Here is an 18,315-nt window from a genome sequence, read left to right on the forward strand (position 1 = left end):
GCCTCTCACACAGGTCTAAGACTGCCATGCCCGGCGGGCTCGGCCCGCATCGGCATGGGCACCGCAAGCGTCTCGACCGTGCGGCGGGCGCTCGGCCCGATCACCGCCGACCACTCGTGCGGCGCCTGGACCAGCCAGCCCGCCACCTGTACGGCGAATTCCGGTACTTCCCTGGCCAGCTCGACGACCCGGCGGTCGAAACAGGAGGCGCCTTCGGGGGTGCGCACCAGGAGCAGCCCGGTGCGGTGGACGAGGTCGCGGGTGCGCGCCTCGGGACGCGCCTCGGCGCCCAGCGCCGCCGCCCGCAGCAGGGCGTGCAGGACCGCCGGGTCCCGCGACTCGTACCGCTCGTATTCGAGGAGTACGTCCAGGAGCTCGGCCCGCAGGGGGCGCGAGGTGCGGCTGCCGGGCGCGGCCAGCACCGGCGCAAGGGCCCGCCGCACCTGCGGCGAGCAGCCCCGCAGTACCGACGTGACCAGCGGGAAGAGCACGGCCCTGGCGGCCGGTCCGTACTCCAGGCGCCGCTCCACGAAGGCTGCGGCGTGCGCCGCGCCCTCCGGGTGGCGGTCCAGATAGGCGCGGACCAGGGCGGCCGCGCGGCGGGCGAGCGCGGGCGTGTTGATCTCGGCGAGCGCCCGCAGCACCTCGGCCGCGGCGTCCCCGGGCTGGTCGAGGCGCGTCTGGAAGGCGGCGAGCACCGGTTCGGGGTGGGTGGTGAGGGCAGCGGTGAGCGCGGCGGCGGGCAGCCGGGGATCGCCGCCCGTGTACCGCGCGAGCGTCTTGTCGAGGTAGCGGGCGCGGGTGCGCGGGTCGCGGATGAGCAGGCCGAGCGCGGCGCCGTGCAGAGGGGTGTCGGCGGACCGGGCGAGCAGGGCGAGCGCGGCGTAGCGCAGCAGGTCGCGGTCGGCACCGGTGGTGACGTACGGCGCGACGCGCGGGCCGTACGCGGCGGCCGCCACCCGGCGTTCGGGCCGGTCGTCGTGGGCCCAGCGGTCCACGGCCCGGCAGAGCGCGGACGGCTCGTCCTCGGCGAGCGCGGCCAGGAGTTCGTCGGCGCGGGCGTGCGCGGTGGCGACCAGCGCCTCGGTGAGGTCGTCGATGGCCAGCGAGCGGCGGGCGTAGAGCAGGGCCTGCGCGGCCCCGGCGACGGTCGGGCGCATCTCGCTGCCCGGCGGCGCGGGCAGCGGCCGCTCGTCGGTGAACCACCGGCACAGCAGCGGCTGTACGCTCCGGGGCTCGGCCGCGAGCCGCCGGTCCACGGCGTCCAGGTACCGCGCCCACTCCGGCGCCGCGCCCGGCGCCCCGTCGGCGGGCACCAGCCGCCGCATCAGCTCCATCCGGCGGTCGTCGCCGATCCGCAGCCGCTGCCAGAACCACGGCCCGAACTCCCCCAGGCCGCCGAGCCGCCCCGGCCCGCCCGCGCGCACCGACCGCTCGCTGATCCGGTCCGCGAGCAGCCGCAGCACACAGAGGTACGTACGGGGCTCGGGCACCCGCAGCAGCGTCTGCCCGAGCAGGTGGACGGCCCACCAGCAGGCGTCCTCCGTCCGGTCCTGCTCGCCCGCGCCGGGGCCCGCCGCCGGCCGGTCGAGCGCCTCCACCAGCTTGACCAGGCGCGGCGCGAGCCGGTCGGCCCCGTGCTCGCGGTCGAGGAGCAGCAGGGCTTGGAGGACGGGGCCGATGCGGTGCCGGGGTACGGGGAGGGTTCGGGGCTCCTCCTCCGGGGGCGCGGGTTCCGCCTCGGGCGCGGGCGGCACCGGCCCCGGCCGGAACCGCCGCCCCCGCCTGCCGTCCTCACGGCGCGGTGAGCGGCGCTGGTCGGGGACGCCGGGGTGCGGCGGCCCGGCGGGTTCCTCGCCCTCGCCCGCGGTCGCGGCGGCGCGCGACCCCGGCGGTGGCGGCACGTACGCCGCCCCGTCCTCGCTCCGCCCGCCCGGGCCGCCGGTGCCCGGGCGGGACGGCAGCCGGGCCGGGGCCCGGTCGGCGGTGCCGGGCGCGTCCTCGCACCAGCGGTGGACCAGGGCGTGCAGGGCCGCGTCCAGGTCGAGGTGGGCGGCCTGGAGCCAGTCGGCCAGCTCCTCGTGCGCGAAGCGGTAGCCGGAACCCGCCGGGACCAGCAGGCCCTCGGTGAGGACCGCGGACGCCCAGCCGGTGCGCCAGGGGAAGATCTCCTCGAAGTTCTCGCGGTCCAGCTCGCCCTGGCCGGGGCCCAGACAGCGCCGGGCCGCCTCGTGGACCCGGCCCGCGACCCGCGCGGCGAGCCGCCGCACCGCCGTGCCGTGCGGCGCGGGACGCCGGGCGGCCGCCAGCCGTACCGCGATGCGCAGGCACATCAGGTCCAGGTGGGCGGCGAAGACGTCCTCGCGGCCGGGGCGGCCCGGCACCTCGCCCGGCAGCGCGTCGCGCACCTCGGCGAGCAGCCGTAGCGTCAGCGGATGCCGTCCGGCCCGGTCGGCCAGGGCGTTGTCCGGGATGCCGTACCGCTCGCGGGCCCGGGCGGCCTCCTTGCGGGAGAGGTCGCCGATCCGCACGGCGTGCGGCAGCCGGGACGCCTCGGCCGGGTGCAGCGCGTCCGGCGGGAAGAGCGCCCCGGCCTGCTCCCAGTGCTCGGGGCGGCAGGCGACCACGAGCCGCGCCCCGGCCTCGCGCAGCCACGCCGCCGTGCCGGCCGTCCACTCGGGCAGCCGGTGCGCGAGCACGGGCGGCATCTCCTCGGGCCCGTCGAGCAGGACGAGCAGGGGGCGCCCGGCGTCCGAGGCCAGCCGTGCCACCCGCTCGGGGGTGGCGCACTCCATGTCGCCGGGGGCGCCCGCGGCCGCCACGATCCGGCCCGCCTGCCGCAGCGCCCGCGCCACCGCGTCGGCCACCGAGCCGTCGCCCGCGCGCAGATCCGCGCCGCGCAGCCACACCGTGGGGGCGGGCTCCGGGCCCCGGGCGCGGCGGGCGGCGAGTGCGGCGAGCTCGGTGGTGCGGCCGGTGCCGGGATCCCCGACCAGGCCGAGCACACAGGCGCTCCCGGCCGCGAAGTCCGTGAAGTGCCGTACGGTGAGCCGACGTTCGACCGGGTCCCGGCGCACTCCCGGTCCGCCGGCCGAGCCCACCGAGGTCGCGGTGAGCTGGAGCGCGCCCGCCAGGTTCAGGTCCTCGCCGTACCCCGGCACGGTCGCCGCGTTGCGCCGCAGCAGCTCTTCGAGCGGGCCGCCGTCGGGCCGCAGCGGCACCGCGAGCCCGGCCGCCCGGTGCGCCGCGTGCAGCGCGGTGCCGAGCACCCCGAGCACCGCACCGGTCGCCGCGTCCAGGACCGGCCCGCCCGCCGCCTCGCCGCCGAGGCGCAGCGCGTCGGCGCCCTCGGTGCCGATCGCCAGCTCCAGCGCGGAGCCGAGGAGGTGGAAGCGGTCGGTGGCGGTGTAGGTGACGGGCGACTCGCCGAGCACCCGCGCCTCGCGCCAGCCGTGCGCGGCGATCCGTACGTACGTGCCCGCGGCGACCGACTCCCGGGCGGCGACGGGCAGCGGCCGCACCCCGAGGCCCTCGGTGCGCACCAGGGCGAGGTCGGCCTCCGGCAGCGGGGTGACCGCGTCGGCCTCGGCGAGGCAGGTGCGCTCGCCGGGCGCGTGCAGCACCACCCGGGTGAGCCCGTCCACCACCTCGTGGCTGGTGACCACGGTGCCGCGGTCGTCGGCGACGAATCCGGTGCCCCGGGTACGTCCCGCCAGATCGCAGATCCGTACCAGCGTCTCCCGGCCCCCGTCGCCGTCCCCGCGTCCCATGTCCGAAACGGTAGTTCTGGGATGATCCGACCGAGAAGAACGCGAGGCGAAAGCGCCCCCCAGTGCACCCCTCTTTCACTACGAGCGCCTGCACGCAAGGGTGAAAACACGTGTGGCGGGCTCTCGAAGAGCCCGCCACACGTTTGAAAACCCGGGACAAGTCCCGGCCGCACCCGTCGCCGGGCTAGCCGAACACCGCCAGGCTCTTCGCCTTGCCGCGCTGGCTCTCGACGAGCGCAAGGAGACGCTCGCCCGGCCCGTAGACGGCGACCGGCTTGCCGTCGCCGTACACCTCGGGCATGTCCAGGCGCACCCCGTTCAGGAGCAGCCCGGCGCGTCGCTCGTCGACGTCCCAGCGGGCGAACGCGGCGGCCGCGGCCTCGGCGACCGGCATCACCGTCAGCTCCTCCTGGAGCTGGTCGAGCGTGCGCGCCGCGTCCAGTCCGTAGGGACCGACCCGGGTGCGCCGCAGCGCCGTCAGATGGCCTCCGACGCCGAGCCCGGCGCCCAGGTCACGGGCGAGGGCGCGGATGTACGTACCGGAGGAGCAGACCACCGAGACGACCAGGTCGACGACGGGGGTGCCGTCCTCGGCCACGGCCTCGCGCACGTCGTACACCCGGAACGAGGAGACCGTCACCGGACGGGCCGGGATCTCGAACTCCTCGCCGCCGCGCACGCGCGCGTAGGAGCGCTTGCCGTCGATCTTGATGGCCGAGACCTTCGACGGGACCTGCATGATGGCGCCGGTCAGCGCCGCGACACCGGCGTCGATGCCCTCGCGGGTCACCTTCGAGGCGTCGGTGGACGAGGTGATCTCGCCCTCGGCGTCGTCGGTGACCGTGTCCTGGCCGAGGCGGATCGTACCGAGGTACTCCTTCTCGGTCAGGGCGAGGTGCCCGAGCAGCTTGGTGGCGCGCTCGACGCCCAGGACGAGCACGCCCGTGGCCATCGGGTCGAGCGTGCCCGCGTGGCCGACCCGGCGGGTCCTGGCGATCCCGCGCATCTTGGCCACGACGTCGTGCGAAGTGAAGCCGGACGGCTTGTCGACAATGACGAGTCCGTCCGGCGTCCGGTTCTGGCTCATTCGGCGGCGGTACCCTCGTCGTCCTCGTCACCGGGCTTCTTGTACGGGTCGGCGTCGCCCGCGTACTTGGCGCCCGAGGAGACCTCGCGCACCGCGGCGTCCGAGGCCCGCGCCTTGTCGAGGAGGTCCTCGATCGTCTTGGCGTTCTCCGGGAGGGCGTCCGCCACGAACGTCAGGGTCGGCGTGAACTTGGTGCCGGCGGCGGAGCCGACCGCGGAGCGCAGGATGCCCTTGGCGCTCTCCAGTCCGGCGGCCGCGCTGGCCCGGTCCTCGTCGTCGCCGTAGACCGTGTAGAAGACCGTGGCCTCCCGCAGGTCGCCGGTGACCCTGGTGTCCGTGATGGTCACGTGCGTACCGAGGCGCGGGTCCTTGATGCCGCGCTGCAGCTTCTGGGCGACCACCTCCCGGATGAGGTCCGCCAGCTTCTTCGCCCGCGCGTTGTCGGCCACTGGTCCTTCTCCTTCTTTGCCTTGCTCAAGCTCAGGTTTCAGTCTTCGTCACTGTGGAGCCTGCGTCGCACCGACAGCAGCTCCACCTCGGGCCGGGCGGCGACCATGCGCTCGCACCGGTCGAGTACGTCTGTGAGGTGCCCCGTGTCGCCGGAGACCACCGCCAGGCCGATCTCGGCCCTGCGATGGAGGTCCTGGCCGCCGACTTCCGCCGCGCTCACCGCGTACTTGCGCTGGAGTTCGGCGACGATCGGCCGGACGACGGAGCGTTTTTCCTTCAGCGACCGTACGTCGCCGAGGAGCAGATCGAAGGACAGCGTCCCCACATACATAGGTGTCCGGATATCCCGCCGGTCCGGGGTAGATGGCCCCGCCAACCACTTGGCGGGGACATCAGAACCGTACACGCAACGGCCGGGGCCGATCGACGGAATAAGCTCCGCCGACCGGCCCCGACTCGATACGACGATCAGCCGCGCGGCTTCTCGCGCATCTCGTACGTCGCGATGACGTCGTCGATCTTGATGTCGTTGAAGTTTCCGAGGTTGATACCGCCCTCGAAGCCTTCGCGGATCTCGGTGACGTCGTCCTTGAAGCGGCGCAGACCCTCGATGTTGAGGTTCTCCGCGATGACCTTGCCGTCCCGGAGGAGGCGGGCCTTCGTGTTCCGCTTGACCTCGCCGGAGCGGATGAGCACACCCGCGATGTTGCCGAGCTTGGACGAGCGGAAGACCTCGCGGATCTCCGCGGTGCCGAGCTCGACCTCCTCGTACTCCGGCTTGAGCATGCCCTTGAGGGCCGCCTCGATCTCCTCGATGGCCTGGTAGATCACCGAGTAGTACCGGACGTCGACGCCCTCGCGCTCCGCCATCTGCGCGGCACGGCCGGCCGCACGGACGTTGTAGCCGATGACGATGGCGTCGGAGCCCATCGCCAGGTCGATGTCGGACTCGGTGACCGCACCCACACCGCGGTGCAGGATGCGGATGTCGACCTCTTCACCGACGTCGAGCTGGAGCAGCGAGGACTCGAGGGCCTCGACAGCACCGGACGCGTCGCCCTTGATGATGATGTTGAGGTCCTGGACCAGACCGGCCTTGAGCACCTTGTCGAGGTCCTCGAGGGACACCCGGCGGGTGCGCTTGGCGAACGCGGCGTTGCGCTCGCGGGCGGCGCGCTTCTCGGCGATCTGACGGGCCGTACGGTCCTCGTCGACCACCAGGAAGTTGTCGCCCGCGCCCGGGACGTTGGTGAGACCGAGGACGAGGACCGGGGTCGACGGACCCGCCTCTTCCACGTTCTCGCCCTTGTCGTCGAGCATGGCGCGGACTCGGCCGTAGGCGTCACCGGCGACCATCGTGTCGCCGACGCGGAGGGTACCGCGCTGGACGAGGACGGTGGCGACGGCGCCGCGGCCGCGGTCGAGGTGGGCCTCGATCGCGATGCCCTGCGCGTCCTGCTCCGGGTTGGCCCGCAGGTCGAGCGAGGCGTCGGCGGTGAGGACGACGGCCTCGAGCAGGGAGTCGATGTGCAGACCCTGCTTGGCGGAGATGTCGACGAACATGGTGTCGCCGCCGTACTCCTCGGCCACCAGACCGAACTCGGTCAGCTGACCGCGGACCTTGACCGGGTCCGCACCCTCGACGTCGATCTTGTTGACCGCGACCACGATCGGCACGTCGGCCGCCTTGGCGTGGTTGAGCGCCTCGATCGTCTGGGGCATCACACCGTCGTTCGCCGCCACCACGAGGATCGCGATGTCGGTCGACTTGGCACCACGGGCACGCATGGCGGTGAACGCCTCGTGACCCGGGGTGTCGATGAAGGTGATCTTGCGGTCCTCGCCGTTGACCTCGGTCGCGACCTGGTAGGCACCGATGTGCTGGGTGATGCCACCGGCCTCGCCCGCCACGACGTTCGTCTTGCGGATCGCGTCGAGCAGTCGGGTCTTTCCGTGGTCGACGTGACCCATGACGGTGACGACCGGCGGACGCGCCACGAGGTACTCCTCGCCGCCCTCGTCCTCGCCGAACTCGATGTCGAAGGACTCGAGCAGCTCGCGGTCCTCCTCCTCCGGGCTGACGATCTGAACCTGGTAGTTCATCTCGCCCGCGAGGAGCTGGAGGGTCTCGTCGGAGACGGACTGCGTGGCAGTGACCATCTCGCCGAGGTTCATCATGACCGCGACCAGCGACGCCGGGTTGGCGTTGATCTTCTCCGCGAAGTCGGTGAGCGAAGCACCGCGCGACAGGCGAACGGTCTCGCCGTTGCCGCGGGGCAGCATCACGCCGCCGACCGACGGGGCCTGCATGGCCTCGTACTCCTGGCGCCTCTGACGCTTCGACTTGCGACCGCGACGGGCGGGCCCGCCGGGACGGCCGAAGGCACCCTGCGTGCCGCCACGGCCACCGGGGCCGCCGGGACGACCGGCGAAGCCGGGACGACCGCCGCCGAAGCCGCCGCCACCACCGGGAGCGCCACCGCCACCGCCGGGACGGCCGCCGAAGCCACCGCCGCCACCGGGACGACCGCCACCGCCGGGACCGGCCGGACGGCCGGCGAAGCCGCCGCCCGCGGGACGACCGGCGCCGCCCGGACGGCCACCGGGGCCACCGGGACCACGGCCACCGGGGCCGCCGCCGGGACGCGGGCCCGCAGCGGGACGCTGCGGCATCATGCCGGGGTTCGGACGGTTACCGCCCGGGGCACCGCCCGGACGCGGGGCGCCGCCCTGCGGCCGGGGCATACCGCCCGGGGTCGGCCGGGGAGCGCCCTGGCCCTGGGGACGCGGAGCGCCACCGGGACCGCCCTGCGGACGCGGGGCACCACCGGGGGCACCGGCACCGCCGGGACGCGGGGCGCGCTCGCCGCCGGGACGGGGCGCCTGGGGGCGCGCCATGCCGGTGGAGCCGCCGGAGGTGAAGGGGTTGTTGCCGGGACGCGGACCCGCGGGACGGGCACCGCCAGGCCGCCCGGAGGCACCGGGGTGTGCGCGCTCGCCCGCGGCGGGACGCGGAGCGCCGCCGGGACGTGCGCCCTGGCCGCCCTGGCGCTCGCCCTGACCGCCGGAGGCGGCGGGACGGGCGGCCGGACGCGGGCCGGGGGTGGCACCCGCGGGACGCGGGGCCTGCTGCGGCGCGGGGGCGGCCGGAGCCGCCGGAGCCGAGAACTCGGCCGCGGGGACCGGAGCCGCCGGGGCGGGCTTGGCCGGCGCGGGCTTGGGACCCGGACGCGGGCCGGGGGCCGGCGCCGTGGACGGGGTGCTGCTCTTGGGGGCCTCGGCGGCGGCCGGCTTGGGGGCCGGGGCGCCGGGCTTGGGGGCAGCGGGACGTGCCGCCTGCGCCGGGGAGGGCGCGGCGGGCTTGGCAGGCGTCGCCTTGCGGGGCGCGCTCGGCTTGGCAGCGGACTTGCCGGCGTTGCCACCGGGCCCCTGCAAAGCGTCGGTCAGCTTGCGTACAACCGGCGCCTCGATCGTCGAGGACGCCGAACGGACGAATTCACCGAGTTCTTGGAGCTTGGCCATGACGACCTTGCTCTCAACCCCGAACTCCTTGGCGAGTTCGTATACCCGGACCTTAGCCACTTCGCTCCTTTTAGGTCCGGGTTACCGCCGGACCGTCGCTACTTCATGGGCGTACTCATCGCGTACTCATCGAGTGCTCATCGCAATCTCGACCTACTTCCAACTCGCGAGGTACCTGACCGCACGGTGTTCCGTGCCGTACTTCTTCTTACGGTGCTGCCTGCTCGACGTGCTGACGCACGGCCTCGCTGTCCAGCGGCTCCTTGACCTTGAAGGCCCGGGAGAGTGCCCGGCGGCGGACCGCCAGGTCGAGACAGACCGAGGCGGGGTGAACGTACGCACCCCGGCCGGGCAGCGTACCGCGAGGATCGGGGACGCAAGCGCCCTCGACCTCCACGATGCGCAGCAAATCGGTCTTGGCCGCTCGCTCCCGGCACCCCACACAGGTGCGCTCAGGGCATGCGCGGGCATGCGTCCGGCCAGACACGTTTAAGTCTACCTCCCCGTACCGACCTCACCCCTTTGGGGCAAAAATCGAACGGCCGTTGTCCTAAAAGATCGCCATGACGGCAACAGCCACGGGGCCCGGCACTATTCCCGGACCCCGTGGCCGTCTGTTCAGTCCTGCTCGGAGGGCTGCTCCGTGTCCGGCCGGATGTCGATGCGCCAGCCGGTGAGCCGCGCGGCGAGGCGGGCGTTCTGGCCCTCCTTGCCGATGGCGAGCGAGAGCTGGTAGTCGGGCACGGTCACCCGCGCGGAGCGGGCCGCGAGGTCCACGACCTCGACCCGGGAGACCCGGGCCGGGGAGAGCGCGTTCGCCACCATCTCGGCCGGGTCGTCCGACCAGTCGACGATGTCGATCTTCTCGCCGTGCAGCTCGGCCATGACGTTGCGCACCCGGCCGCCCATCGGGCCGATGCAGGCGCCCTTGGCGTTCAGACCGCTGCGGGTGGAGCGGACGGCGATCTTCGTACGGTGACCGGCCTCACGGGCGATGGCGGAGATCTCCACCGAGCCGTCCGCGATCTCCGGCACCTCCAGGGCGAAGAGCTTCTTCACCAGATTGGGGTGGGTGCGCGAGAGCGTCACCGAGGGACCGCGCACGCCCTTCGCCACCCGTACGACGTACGTACGAAGGCGCAGTCCGTGGGTGTACTCCTCGCCCGGGACCTGCTCCTGCACGGGGAGCATGGCCTCCATCTTGCCGATGTCGACCAGGACGTTCTTGGGGTCCTTGCCCTGCTGCACGACACCGGTGATCACGTCGCCCTCGCGCCCGGCGAACTCACCGAAGGTGATGTCGTCCTCGGCGTCGCGCAGCCGCTGCAGGATGACCTGCTTGGCGGTGGTGGCGGCGATGCGGCCGAAGCCGGTCGGGGTGTCGTCGAACTCCTTGGCCTCCTGGCCCTCTTCCAGGTCGGCCGGGTCTTCCTTCGCCCACACGGTCACATGACCGTTCTCGCGGTCCAGCTTGACGCGTGCGCGGCGGAAGCTTCCCTCGGTGCGGTGGTAGGCGATGAGGAGGGCCGACTCGATGGCCTCGACCAGCAGGTCGAAGGAGATCTCCTTCTCCCGTACCAAACCCCGCAGGGCACTCATGTCGATGTCCATGGCTACGCCTCCTCTTCCTTCTTGTCCTTGCGGTTGAACTCGATTTCGACACGCGCCTTGACGATGTCGGCGAACGCGACCCGGCGGGCGGTGGCCTTGCGGCCCTTCACGCCCGGCACCTCGAGGTCGAGTCCGTCCTCGTCGGCGTTCAGGATGCGCGCGACCAGCTCGCCGCCCTCGGCGAGGGTGAACCGGGCGAGCCGCCCGGTGGCGCGCACGTAGTGGCGCAGCTCGGAGAGCGGGCGCTCGGCACCGGGGGAGGTGACTTCGAGGACGTACTCCTCGTCACCCATGACGTCGCTCTCGTCGAGCGCGTCGGAGACGGCCCGGCTCAGCTCGGCACAGGTGTCCAGCTCCACGCCCTCGTCGGAGTCGACGACGATACGCAGCATGCGGCGGCGGCCGGCCCGGGACACCTCGATCTCCTCGAGATCGAGATCCTTCGCGCTGACGAGCGGTTCCAGCAGTCCGCGCAGCCTCTCGCTCTGGGTCGTGCTCATCCGGGTGACTCCTCGGCCGCGTGTGCTGTTGTGGGATCGTCGCGTACGGCATACGTCTGCGCCGTCAGGTCAAAGGGTATCCGGTCCCGGGGGGTGTTGCCGTCCACCCGGAGCGGGGCGCGGGTACGCTCGCCTGCGGTGATCACTTGGCGGCCCCCGGGCCCGGAGCCCACAGGGGAGACAGACGTGCCCGCTACCAGGACGCCGACCTCTCGCAGAGCCGCCCTCGCGGCGACCGGCGCGGCCGCCGCCGGACTGCTCGCCGCCTGCTCGGACGGCACGTCGCCGCAGGCCGACCGCGGCGCGGCGGAGCGGGTCCGCGCGGCCCGGGCCGAGGCCGCCCTGCGGCTGCGCACCTCGGCGGCGAGCGCCGCGCTGCGCGACCGGTACGAGGCGGTGGCACTGCGCCATCCGGCGGTACGGGACCGGCTCGCGCCCCTGCGCGAGGAGGCGGCGCAGCACGCGACGGCGCTCGGCGGCGGCCGGCCGCAGCAGACCTCCCCGCCTCCCGCGCCCGTCCCCGACTCCCCCTCCGAGGCGCTGCGGGAGCTCGCGGCGACGGCCCGCCGGGTCTCCGACGCCCACACGGCGGCGCTGGCCGGGGCGCCCCCCGAGCTCGCCCGGCTGCTGGCCTCGGTCGCGGCGGCGGGCGCGGTCCACGCGTATCTGCTGACCCGGCGGGAGGGCGGCGGCTGATGTCGGCTCTGGAAGCGGCGCAGGCCGCGCTCGCGGCGGAGCACGCGGCGGTGTACGGGTACGGGGTGCTCGGCGGCCGGGTCGCCGAGGCGCGCGGGGCCGAGGCCCGGGAGGCGTACGCGGCCCACCGCGCCCGCCGTGACGCGCTCACCCGGACCGTGCGCGACCTGGGCGCCGCGCCGGTCGCGTCGGCGCCCGCGTACGCGCTGCCGTTCCCGGTGCCGGACGCGGCGGCCGCGGTGCGGCTCGCGGCCGAGCTGGAGGACCGGGTGGCGGGGGTCTACTCCGATCTCGTCCGGGCGGCCGAGGGCCCGCTGCGCCGGGAGGCGGCTGCCGCGCTGCGGGAGGCGGCGGTGCGGGCGGGGAGGTGGCGGGGCGGCAGCGTAGCCTTTCCGGGGCTCGCCGAACGTCCGGGCCCGACCGGTTAGCCGACCAAGGGACGACGCACGCATGGCTTTCGAACCGCCTGAGCGGCTGGTACGCGCGCTCGGCGAGACGTACGGGGACGACGTCGCGGAGCGCTGGCTCGGGCAGCTGCCCGCCCTGGCCGAGGCGGCGGTCGCGGAGCGCGGGCTGACGGTGGACCGGGTGCAGGCGCCCGGGGGCCGCAGCTCTTTGGTGCTCCTCGTCCGGTGCGCGGACGGCACCCCGGCGGCCCTGAAGCTGGCCCCCGCCGAGGCACGGCCGGAGCTGGAGCGGGCTGCGCTGGCGCACTGGAAGGGCTGGGGCGCGACGCAACTCCTGGACGCTCCTCCCTCCGACTCCCTTCTGCTGGAACGCCTGCACCCCGAGGTGTCGTTGCGCTCGCTCCCGGAGGCGAAGGCGCTCCTGGAGGCGGCGGGAACGCTGCGCCGCCTGTGGGTGGAGCCGCCGGCGTCGCACGAGTTCGAGTCCGTCACGGAACGGACGGAACGTCAGTCCAGTCCGATGCGGGGCGAGTTGCCGGACGAGTTGGCGCCGCTGGCGGAGGCGGCCCTGGCGGCCCGGGACGAGTTGACGACCTCGTCGTCGGAGGAGTTCCTCCTCCACGGCAACTTCCGCCAGAGCAAGGTGCTTTCGGGCGAGCGCTCGCCGTGGCTGACGGTGGGCCCCGAGCCGCTGGTGGGCGAACGGGCCTACGACCTGGCCCGCCTGGTCCGCGACCGCGTCGAGGACCTGATCGCGGCGCCGAGCGGTGCGGCGGTGGCGCGGCGCCGGGTGAACAAGCTGGCGGACGCGCTGGATGTCGACCCGGCGCGGCTTCGTGGCTGGACCCTGTTCCGAGCGGTGGAGTCCGGCCTGCGCGCCCGAGCGGCGGGCCGCGCCCAGGAATCGGAACTGCTGCTGGAGTTCGCGGGCTGGTTGTAGGGGGGCGGGCCCTGCGCAGTTCCCCGCGCCCCTTTCCGGCCCGGTGCTCGTCTGCGGACCGTACTGGGTTGCTCGCGCAGTTCCCCGCGCCCCTTAGGTGACGGGGGACGTCCAGCTTGGGCAGCCCCGACGCGAGCGGGTCAGGCGCGGGAGATCCAGTCCTCCGGCGTTCGAGGAGCCGGGGCAGGGGCCGCAGGCCCCGCCCCTCAGGGGCGCGGGGAACTGCGCGACCAGCCCAAGAGAACCCGCAGACAAACAGGGGGTCCGGGGGCGTAGCCCCCGGGAGACCGCCTCAGTCCTCCCCCCACCCCCGGAGGGTTTAGGGAAGGGGCGGGGTGGGGGCTAACCCCGCAGACGAGCGATCGCCTCCGCCACAGAGAGCTCCTCCCGCTCCCCCGTCCGCCGGTCCTTGAGCTCAAGCACACCCTCCCCGGCCCGCCGCCCCGCAACAAGGATCTTCGGCACGCCCAACAGCTCCGCATCCGTGAACTTGACCCCCGGCGACACCCCCGCCCGGTCGTCCACCAGCACCCGCAACCCCGCCGCAGCCAGCTGCGACGCCGCATCCAGCGCCACCTCCGTCTGCAGCGCCTTGCCCGCCGCCACGACGTGGACATCCGCCGGCGCGACCTCCGCAGGCCAGCACAGCCCGGCCGCGTCGGCCGTCTGCTCGGCCAGCGCGGCCACGGCCCGCGAGATGCCGATCCCGTACGAGCCCATCGTCACCCGCACCGGCTTGCCCTGCTGACCGAGGACGTCGAGCTGGAACGTGTCCGCGTACTTCCGCCCCAGCTGGAAGATGTGCCCGATCTCGATCGCCCGGTCGAGCCGGAGGCCCGCGCCGCACGCGGGGCACGGGTCGCCCTCCTCGACGACGACCACGTCGAGGTAGTCGTCGACCGAGAAGTCCCGCCCGCAGACCACATTGCGCGCATGCGTGTCCGCACGGTTCGCACCCGTCACCCACGCCGTGCCCGGCGCCACCCGCGGGTCGGCGATGTAGCGGACCTTCTCCAGGCCCTGCGGGCCGACGTACCCGCGTACGAGATCGGGCCGGTCCACGAAGTCCTCGGCGGTGACCAGTTCGACGACGGCCGGCGCCAGGTGCTCGCCCAGCTTGCCCAGGTCCACCTCGCGGTCCCCGGGCACCCCGACCGCCACGATCTCGCCGTCCACCTTGACCAGGAGGTTCTTCAGGGTGGCGGAGGCCGGGACGCCCAGGTGGGCCGCCAGGCTCTCGATCGTGGGGGTGTCCGGCGTGTCCAGCTCCTCCACGGGCTCGACCCCGGACGCGTCCACGGCCTCGGCCACGAAGGTCACGGCCTCCGTGTTCGCCGCGTACTCGCACGCCGGGCAGTCCACGAACGTGTCCTCACCGGCGGCGGCCGGGGCCAGGAACTCCTCCGACGCCGAGCCGCCCATCGCCCCCGACACCGCCGAAACGATCCGGTAGTCGAGCCCGAGCCGCGCGAAGATCTTCCGGTAGGCCTCGCGGTGCAGCGCGTACGACTCGGCCAGGCCCTCGTCCGTGGTGTCGAACGAGTACGAGTCCTTCATCTGGAACTCGCGCCCGCGCAGCACGCCCGAGCGCGGACGCGCCTCGTCCCGGTACTTGGTCTGGATCTGGTAGAGCATCACCGGCAGGTCCTTGTAGGACGTGCACTGATCCTTGACGGTCTGGGTGAAGATCTCCTCGTGGGTGGGCCCGAGCAGATAGTCCGCGCCCTTGCGGTCCTTGAGCCGGAACAGCAGGTCGCCGTACTCCTCCCAGCGCCCGCTCGCCTCGTACGCCTCCTTGGGCAGCAGGGCCGGCAGCAGCACCTCCTGGGCGCCGATGGCGTCCATCTCCTCGCGCACGATGTTCGAGATGTTGTCGAGGACCTTCTTGCCGAGCGGCAGCCAGGTCCAGATGCCGGCCGCGTTGCGCCGTACGTATCCGGCCCGGACCAGCAGCTTGTGGCTGAGCGTCTCCGCGTCCGCCGGGTCGTCGCGCAGTGTCTTGACCATCAGACGGGACATGCGCTGGACCTGGGCGGCTGCCATGGGAATCTCTCCTGTACGTACACGGGTGGTGTCAGGAGGTTATCCGCGCGCCACGCGCGCGTGGAAATCGGTTTACGGGCTCACGGCCGCCGCAGCGGCAGGTGCGCGCCCATGACGGCGTACGGCCGTGGCGCGCTCGGACTGTGTCTTCCCGGGGGACAACCCCCGGACCCCCGGCCGGGCGCCACTCAGGCCCGCCGCAAGGGCAAATGCGCCCCCATCACCGCGTACGGCCGTGGCGCGCTCGGGAAGTGGACCTGTCCCGCGAGGTCCAGATACCCCAGCGCGCGGTACAGCGCCCGCGCCGGGCTCTCCATGTCGATCGCGGAGAGGATCGACCTCGGCTCGGCCGCGCTGTCGGTGATCCGGGTGATGAGCTCGCGGCCGACTCCCCGGCCCTGGTGGGAGGGGTGGACGTGGAGTTCGGTGATCACGAAGGAGTCGTCGAGCCAGACGTCGGTGCCGTTGTGGCGCAGATACGGTTCGACGACCGTGGACCACCAGTGCGCGCGGTCGTTGGGCATCCCGTACACGAAGCCGACGAGCCGGCCGTCGGGGGTGGTGGCGCCCAGGGCGCGCGCGCCGGGGCAGGCGAGGTGGCGCAGCACGATGTGGCGGCGCACGCCGACCTCCTCCGCGCTGAGCCCGAAGGCGACCGCCTGCACGGCGAGGGCCTCGTCCACGCGAGCGGCGAGGTCGAGCGGTCCGACCGTCACCTCGGGCGTCCGGGGACCGGCTCCAAAGGAAGGTGCCATGGCCGCACCCTACTGTCAGAAGAGCACGCTCATGAAAGCCCCCGTCTCACGGAAGCCGACCCGGCGGTAGCAGGCGCGTGCCGCCGTGTTGAAGTCGTTCACGTAGAGGCTGACGACCGGGGCCACGTCGGCGAGGGCGTAGCGCAGGACGGCGGCCATGCCGGTGACGGACAGGCCCCGGCCCCGGTACTCGGGGGCGACCCAGACGCCCTGGATCTGGCAGGCGCGCGAGGTGGCCGCGCCGATCTCGGCCTTGAAGACGACCTTGCCGCCCTCGACGCGGGCGAACGAGCGCCCGGCGCCGACGAGTTCGGCGACGCGCGCCTGGTAGAGCAGCCCGCCGTCGCCCGCCATCGGGGAGACGCCGACCTCCTCGGTGAACATGGCCACGCACGCGGGCATGATCACGTCCATCTCGTCCTTGCGGATCCGGCGTACGTACGGGTCGGGGACCATGTCGTCGGGCATCCGGTCGGTGACCATCAGCGGCTGGTGCGGGCGGACGTCGCGGGCCGGGCCCCAGTGCGGCTCCAGGAGCTTCCAGAGCAGGGCGGTCGGCTCGGCCGGGCCGACGATGGAGGAGCAGCGGCGGCCGGTGCGGCGGGCGCGGTCCGCGAAGGCGCGGACGGCTTCGGGGGTGGCGCAGATGGGGACGAGGTTGGCGCCGGAGTAGCAGAGCGAGCGCAGCTTGCCGTCGGCGTACCAGCCCCACATCTCGCCGCCGAGCCGCCACGGGTCGAGGCCGGCGACCTGCACGCGCGAGGCCACGAAGGCGTTGGCGACCGGATCGCTCTCCAGGACGGCGAGCGCCGCGCCGAGGTCACCGGGTTCGAGGACCCGGGTGGTGGTCTGCGTCAACACGTGGGGCCTCACCATGCGGTCTGCTGATCTCCGCACTGTACCCGGCGGGGCACCCTGACGCCGCCCTGCCCTCCCCCTACGGGCTGGTGGGGGCTGGCCGCGCCGCTTTTCGTGCCCGGCCTTTGTCTGCGGGCTGGATGTGGCTGGTCGCGCAGTTCCCCGCGCCCCTTATAGGCCCGGTGTTCGTCTGCGGACCGTGCTGGGTTGCTCGCGCAGTTCCCCGCGCCCCTGAGATGCGCCCCTGCGGGGCGCCCGGGGGGATTGCCGCGCAGCGGCATCTCAAGGGGCGCGGGGAACTGCGCGACCAGCCCCCACAGGCCCGCAGCCGACGAACCAAGCCGCCCGGCCGAGGGCTTTCGGGAAGGGGCGGGGTGGGGGGAAATCAACCCGCCACAGACACCTGCGGCTCGCCGGACGTCACGCCGTCCTTCTCCATCTGCTCGGCGATCTTCATCGCCTCTTCGATCAGCGTCTCGACGATCTTCGACTCGGGCACCGTCTTGATGACCTCGCCCTTCACGAAGATCTGCCCCTTGCCGTTGCCCGAGGCGACGCCGAGGTCCGCCTCACGCGCCTCGCCGGGCCCGTTCACCACACACCCCATCACCGCGACCCGCAAAGGCACCTCCATGCCCTCCAGACCCGCCGTGACCTCCTCAGCCAGCTTGTAGACGTCGACCTGGGCGCGGCCGCAGGACGGACACGACACGATCTCCAGACGACGCTGACGCAGATTCAACGACTCCAGAATCTGCATCCCCACCTTGATCTCCTCCGCCGGCGGCGCCGACAGCGAGACCCGGATCGTGTCCCCGATGCCCTGACTCAGCAGCGCCCCAAAAGCCACCGCCGACTTGATCGTGCCCTGGAACGCCGGACCCGCCTCCGTCACACCCAGGTGCAGCGGATAGTCACACCGCGCGGCCAGCTGCCGGTACGCCTCGACCATGACCACCGGGTCGTTGTGCTTCACCGAGATCTTGATGTCCCGGAAGTCGTGCTCCTCGAACAGCGACGCCTCCCACAGCGCCGACTCCACCAGCGCCTCGGGCGTGGCCTTCCCGTACTTCTTCAGCAACCGCGCATCCAGCGACCCCGCGTTCACCCCGATACGAATCGGCGTCCCCGCATCCTTCGCCGCCCGCGCGATCTCCTTCACCTTGTCGTCGAACTGCTTGATATTGCCCGGATTCACCCGCACCGCCGCACACCCGGCATCAATCGCCGCGAACACGTACTTCGGCTGGAAATGAATATCCGCGATCACCGGAATCTGCGACTTCTTCGCAATCGTCGCCAGCGCATCCGCGTCATCCTGCGTCGGACACGCCACCCGCACGATCTGACAGCCCGACGCCGTCAACTCCGCGATCTGCTGAAGCGTCGCACCGATGTCCGACGTACGCGTCGTCGTCATCGACTGCACCGAAACAGGAGCGTCCCCGCCGACCGCCACGGACCCGACCTGGATCTGACGGCTCTTGCGGCGCTCGGCGAGCCTGGTCGGAACGGACGGCATTCCCAGTGAAATCGCAGTCATCTGCTGTGCAACCCCAAGGTGTGGATCAAGGTGAGGATCAAGGTCCCGAGATCAGCGGGCTCCAGCCTTCGAGGTTACGTCACCCCGGGGCACCCGAGCACATCGCGCCCCGGGAGTTCACGCGAAGGGGCGG

Annotated in this window: 15 protein-coding genes; 3 read left to right on the plus strand and 12 right to left on the minus strand. The window is 73.3% G+C overall.

Going from position 1 to position 18,315, the window contains the following annotated elements; genetic code table 11:
• Positions 1 to 5: 5 nt before the first annotated feature.
• The 8 genes from QIY60_RS04250 to rimP form a co-directional block, all read right to left on the minus strand.
• Positions 6 to 3,770, minus strand: coding sequence for a serine protease (locus QIY60_RS04250; protein ID WP_283141208.1), 3,765 nt, complete (start codon positions 3,768 to 3,770; stop codon positions 6 to 8).
• A gap of 184 nt (positions 3,771 to 3,954) precedes the next feature.
• Positions 3,955 to 4,857 (minus strand): tRNA pseudouridine(55) synthase TruB, encoded by a 903-nt coding sequence (gene truB / locus QIY60_RS04255; protein WP_283141209.1) that lies wholly within the window; start codon positions 4,855 to 4,857, stop codon positions 3,955 to 3,957.
• Positions 4,854 to 5,306 (minus strand): 30S ribosome-binding factor RbfA, encoded by a 453-nt coding sequence (rbfA, locus tag QIY60_RS04260; protein WP_190094198.1) that lies wholly within the window; start codon positions 5,304 to 5,306, stop codon positions 4,854 to 4,856. Before rbfA ends, truB begins: the two co-directional genes overlap by 4 nt.
• 38 nt (positions 5,307 to 5,344) lie before the next feature.
• Positions 5,345 to 5,638, minus strand: a complete 294-nt coding sequence (locus tag QIY60_RS04265; protein ID WP_283141210.1) for a DUF503 domain-containing protein — start codon at positions 5,636 to 5,638, stop codon at positions 5,345 to 5,347.
• Between the two features lie 137 nt (positions 5,639 to 5,775).
• Positions 5,776 to 8,889 (minus strand): translation initiation factor IF-2, encoded by a 3,114-nt coding sequence (gene infB, locus QIY60_RS04270; RefSeq protein ID WP_283141211.1) that lies wholly within the window; start codon positions 8,887 to 8,889, stop codon positions 5,776 to 5,778.
• A gap of 148 nt (positions 8,890 to 9,037) precedes the next feature.
• Positions 9,038 to 9,316, minus strand: a complete 279-nt coding sequence (locus QIY60_RS04275; protein WP_101390451.1) for a YlxR family protein — start codon at positions 9,314 to 9,316, stop codon at positions 9,038 to 9,040.
• Positions 9,317 to 9,447: 131 nt separating this feature from the next.
• Entirely contained in the window at positions 9,448 to 10,440 is a 993-nt protein-coding gene (gene nusA, locus QIY60_RS04280; RefSeq protein WP_101390450.1) for a transcription termination factor NusA, read from the minus strand.
• A 2-nt stretch (positions 10,441 to 10,442) separates the two neighbouring features.
• Positions 10,443 to 10,940 carry a ribosome maturation factor RimP gene (rimP, locus tag QIY60_RS04285; RefSeq protein ID WP_283141212.1) on the minus strand — a complete coding sequence of 166 codons (498 nt, stop codon included), beginning with the start codon at positions 10,938 to 10,940 and terminating at the stop codon, positions 10,443 to 10,445.
• A gap of 186 nt (positions 10,941 to 11,126) precedes the next feature.
• On the opposite strand from rimP, the gene QIY60_RS04290 reads away from it, so the two are divergent.
• From QIY60_RS04290 to QIY60_RS04300, 3 genes are read left to right on the plus strand one after another with little or no spacing between them, the layout of a single operon-like run.
• Positions 11,127 to 11,636, plus strand: coding sequence for a hypothetical protein (locus QIY60_RS04290; protein ID WP_283141213.1), 510 nt, complete (start codon positions 11,127 to 11,129; stop codon positions 11,634 to 11,636).
• Positions 11,636 to 12,064: a ferritin-like domain-containing protein gene (locus QIY60_RS04295; RefSeq protein ID WP_283141214.1), complete on the plus strand. Its 429-nt coding sequence runs from the start codon at positions 11,636 to 11,638 to the stop codon at positions 12,062 to 12,064. Before QIY60_RS04290 ends, QIY60_RS04295 begins: the two co-directional genes overlap by 1 nt.
• A gap of 22 nt (positions 12,065 to 12,086) precedes the next feature.
• On the plus strand, positions 12,087 to 12,983 hold the full coding sequence (locus QIY60_RS04300) for an aminoglycoside phosphotransferase family protein (RefSeq protein WP_283141215.1): 897 nt from the start codon (positions 12,087 to 12,089) through the stop codon (positions 12,981 to 12,983).
• Positions 12,984 to 13,325: 342 nt separating this feature from the next.
• Here QIY60_RS04300 and QIY60_RS04305 read toward each other — a convergent pair whose 3' ends face one another.
• From QIY60_RS04305 to ispG, 4 genes are all read right to left on the minus strand, one after another.
• Positions 13,326 to 15,026 carry a proline--tRNA ligase gene (locus tag QIY60_RS04305; RefSeq protein ID WP_283141216.1) on the minus strand — a complete coding sequence of 567 codons (1,701 nt, stop codon included), beginning with the start codon at positions 15,024 to 15,026 and terminating at the stop codon, positions 13,326 to 13,328.
• Positions 15,027 to 15,214: 188 nt separating this feature from the next.
• Positions 15,215 to 15,781 carry a GNAT family N-acetyltransferase gene (locus tag QIY60_RS04310; protein ID WP_283141217.1) on the minus strand — a complete coding sequence of 189 codons (567 nt, stop codon included), beginning with the start codon at positions 15,779 to 15,781 and terminating at the stop codon, positions 15,215 to 15,217.
• A 15-nt stretch (positions 15,782 to 15,796) separates the two neighbouring features.
• Positions 15,797 to 16,639, minus strand: a complete 843-nt coding sequence (locus tag QIY60_RS04315) for a GNAT family N-acetyltransferase (protein WP_283145812.1) — start codon at positions 16,637 to 16,639, stop codon at positions 15,797 to 15,799.
• 385 nt (positions 16,640 to 17,024) lie between these two features.
• Positions 17,025 to 18,182, minus strand: coding sequence for a flavodoxin-dependent (E)-4-hydroxy-3-methylbut-2-enyl-diphosphate synthase (gene ispG / locus QIY60_RS04320; protein ID WP_283141218.1), 1,158 nt, complete (start codon positions 18,180 to 18,182; stop codon positions 17,025 to 17,027).
• Positions 18,183 to 18,315: the final 133 nt, after the last annotated feature.

It is taken from the genome of Streptomyces sp. BPTC-684 (assembly GCF_030028635.1).
GTDB lineage: Bacteria > Actinomycetota > Actinomycetes > Streptomycetales > Streptomycetaceae > Streptomyces > Streptomyces noboritoensis.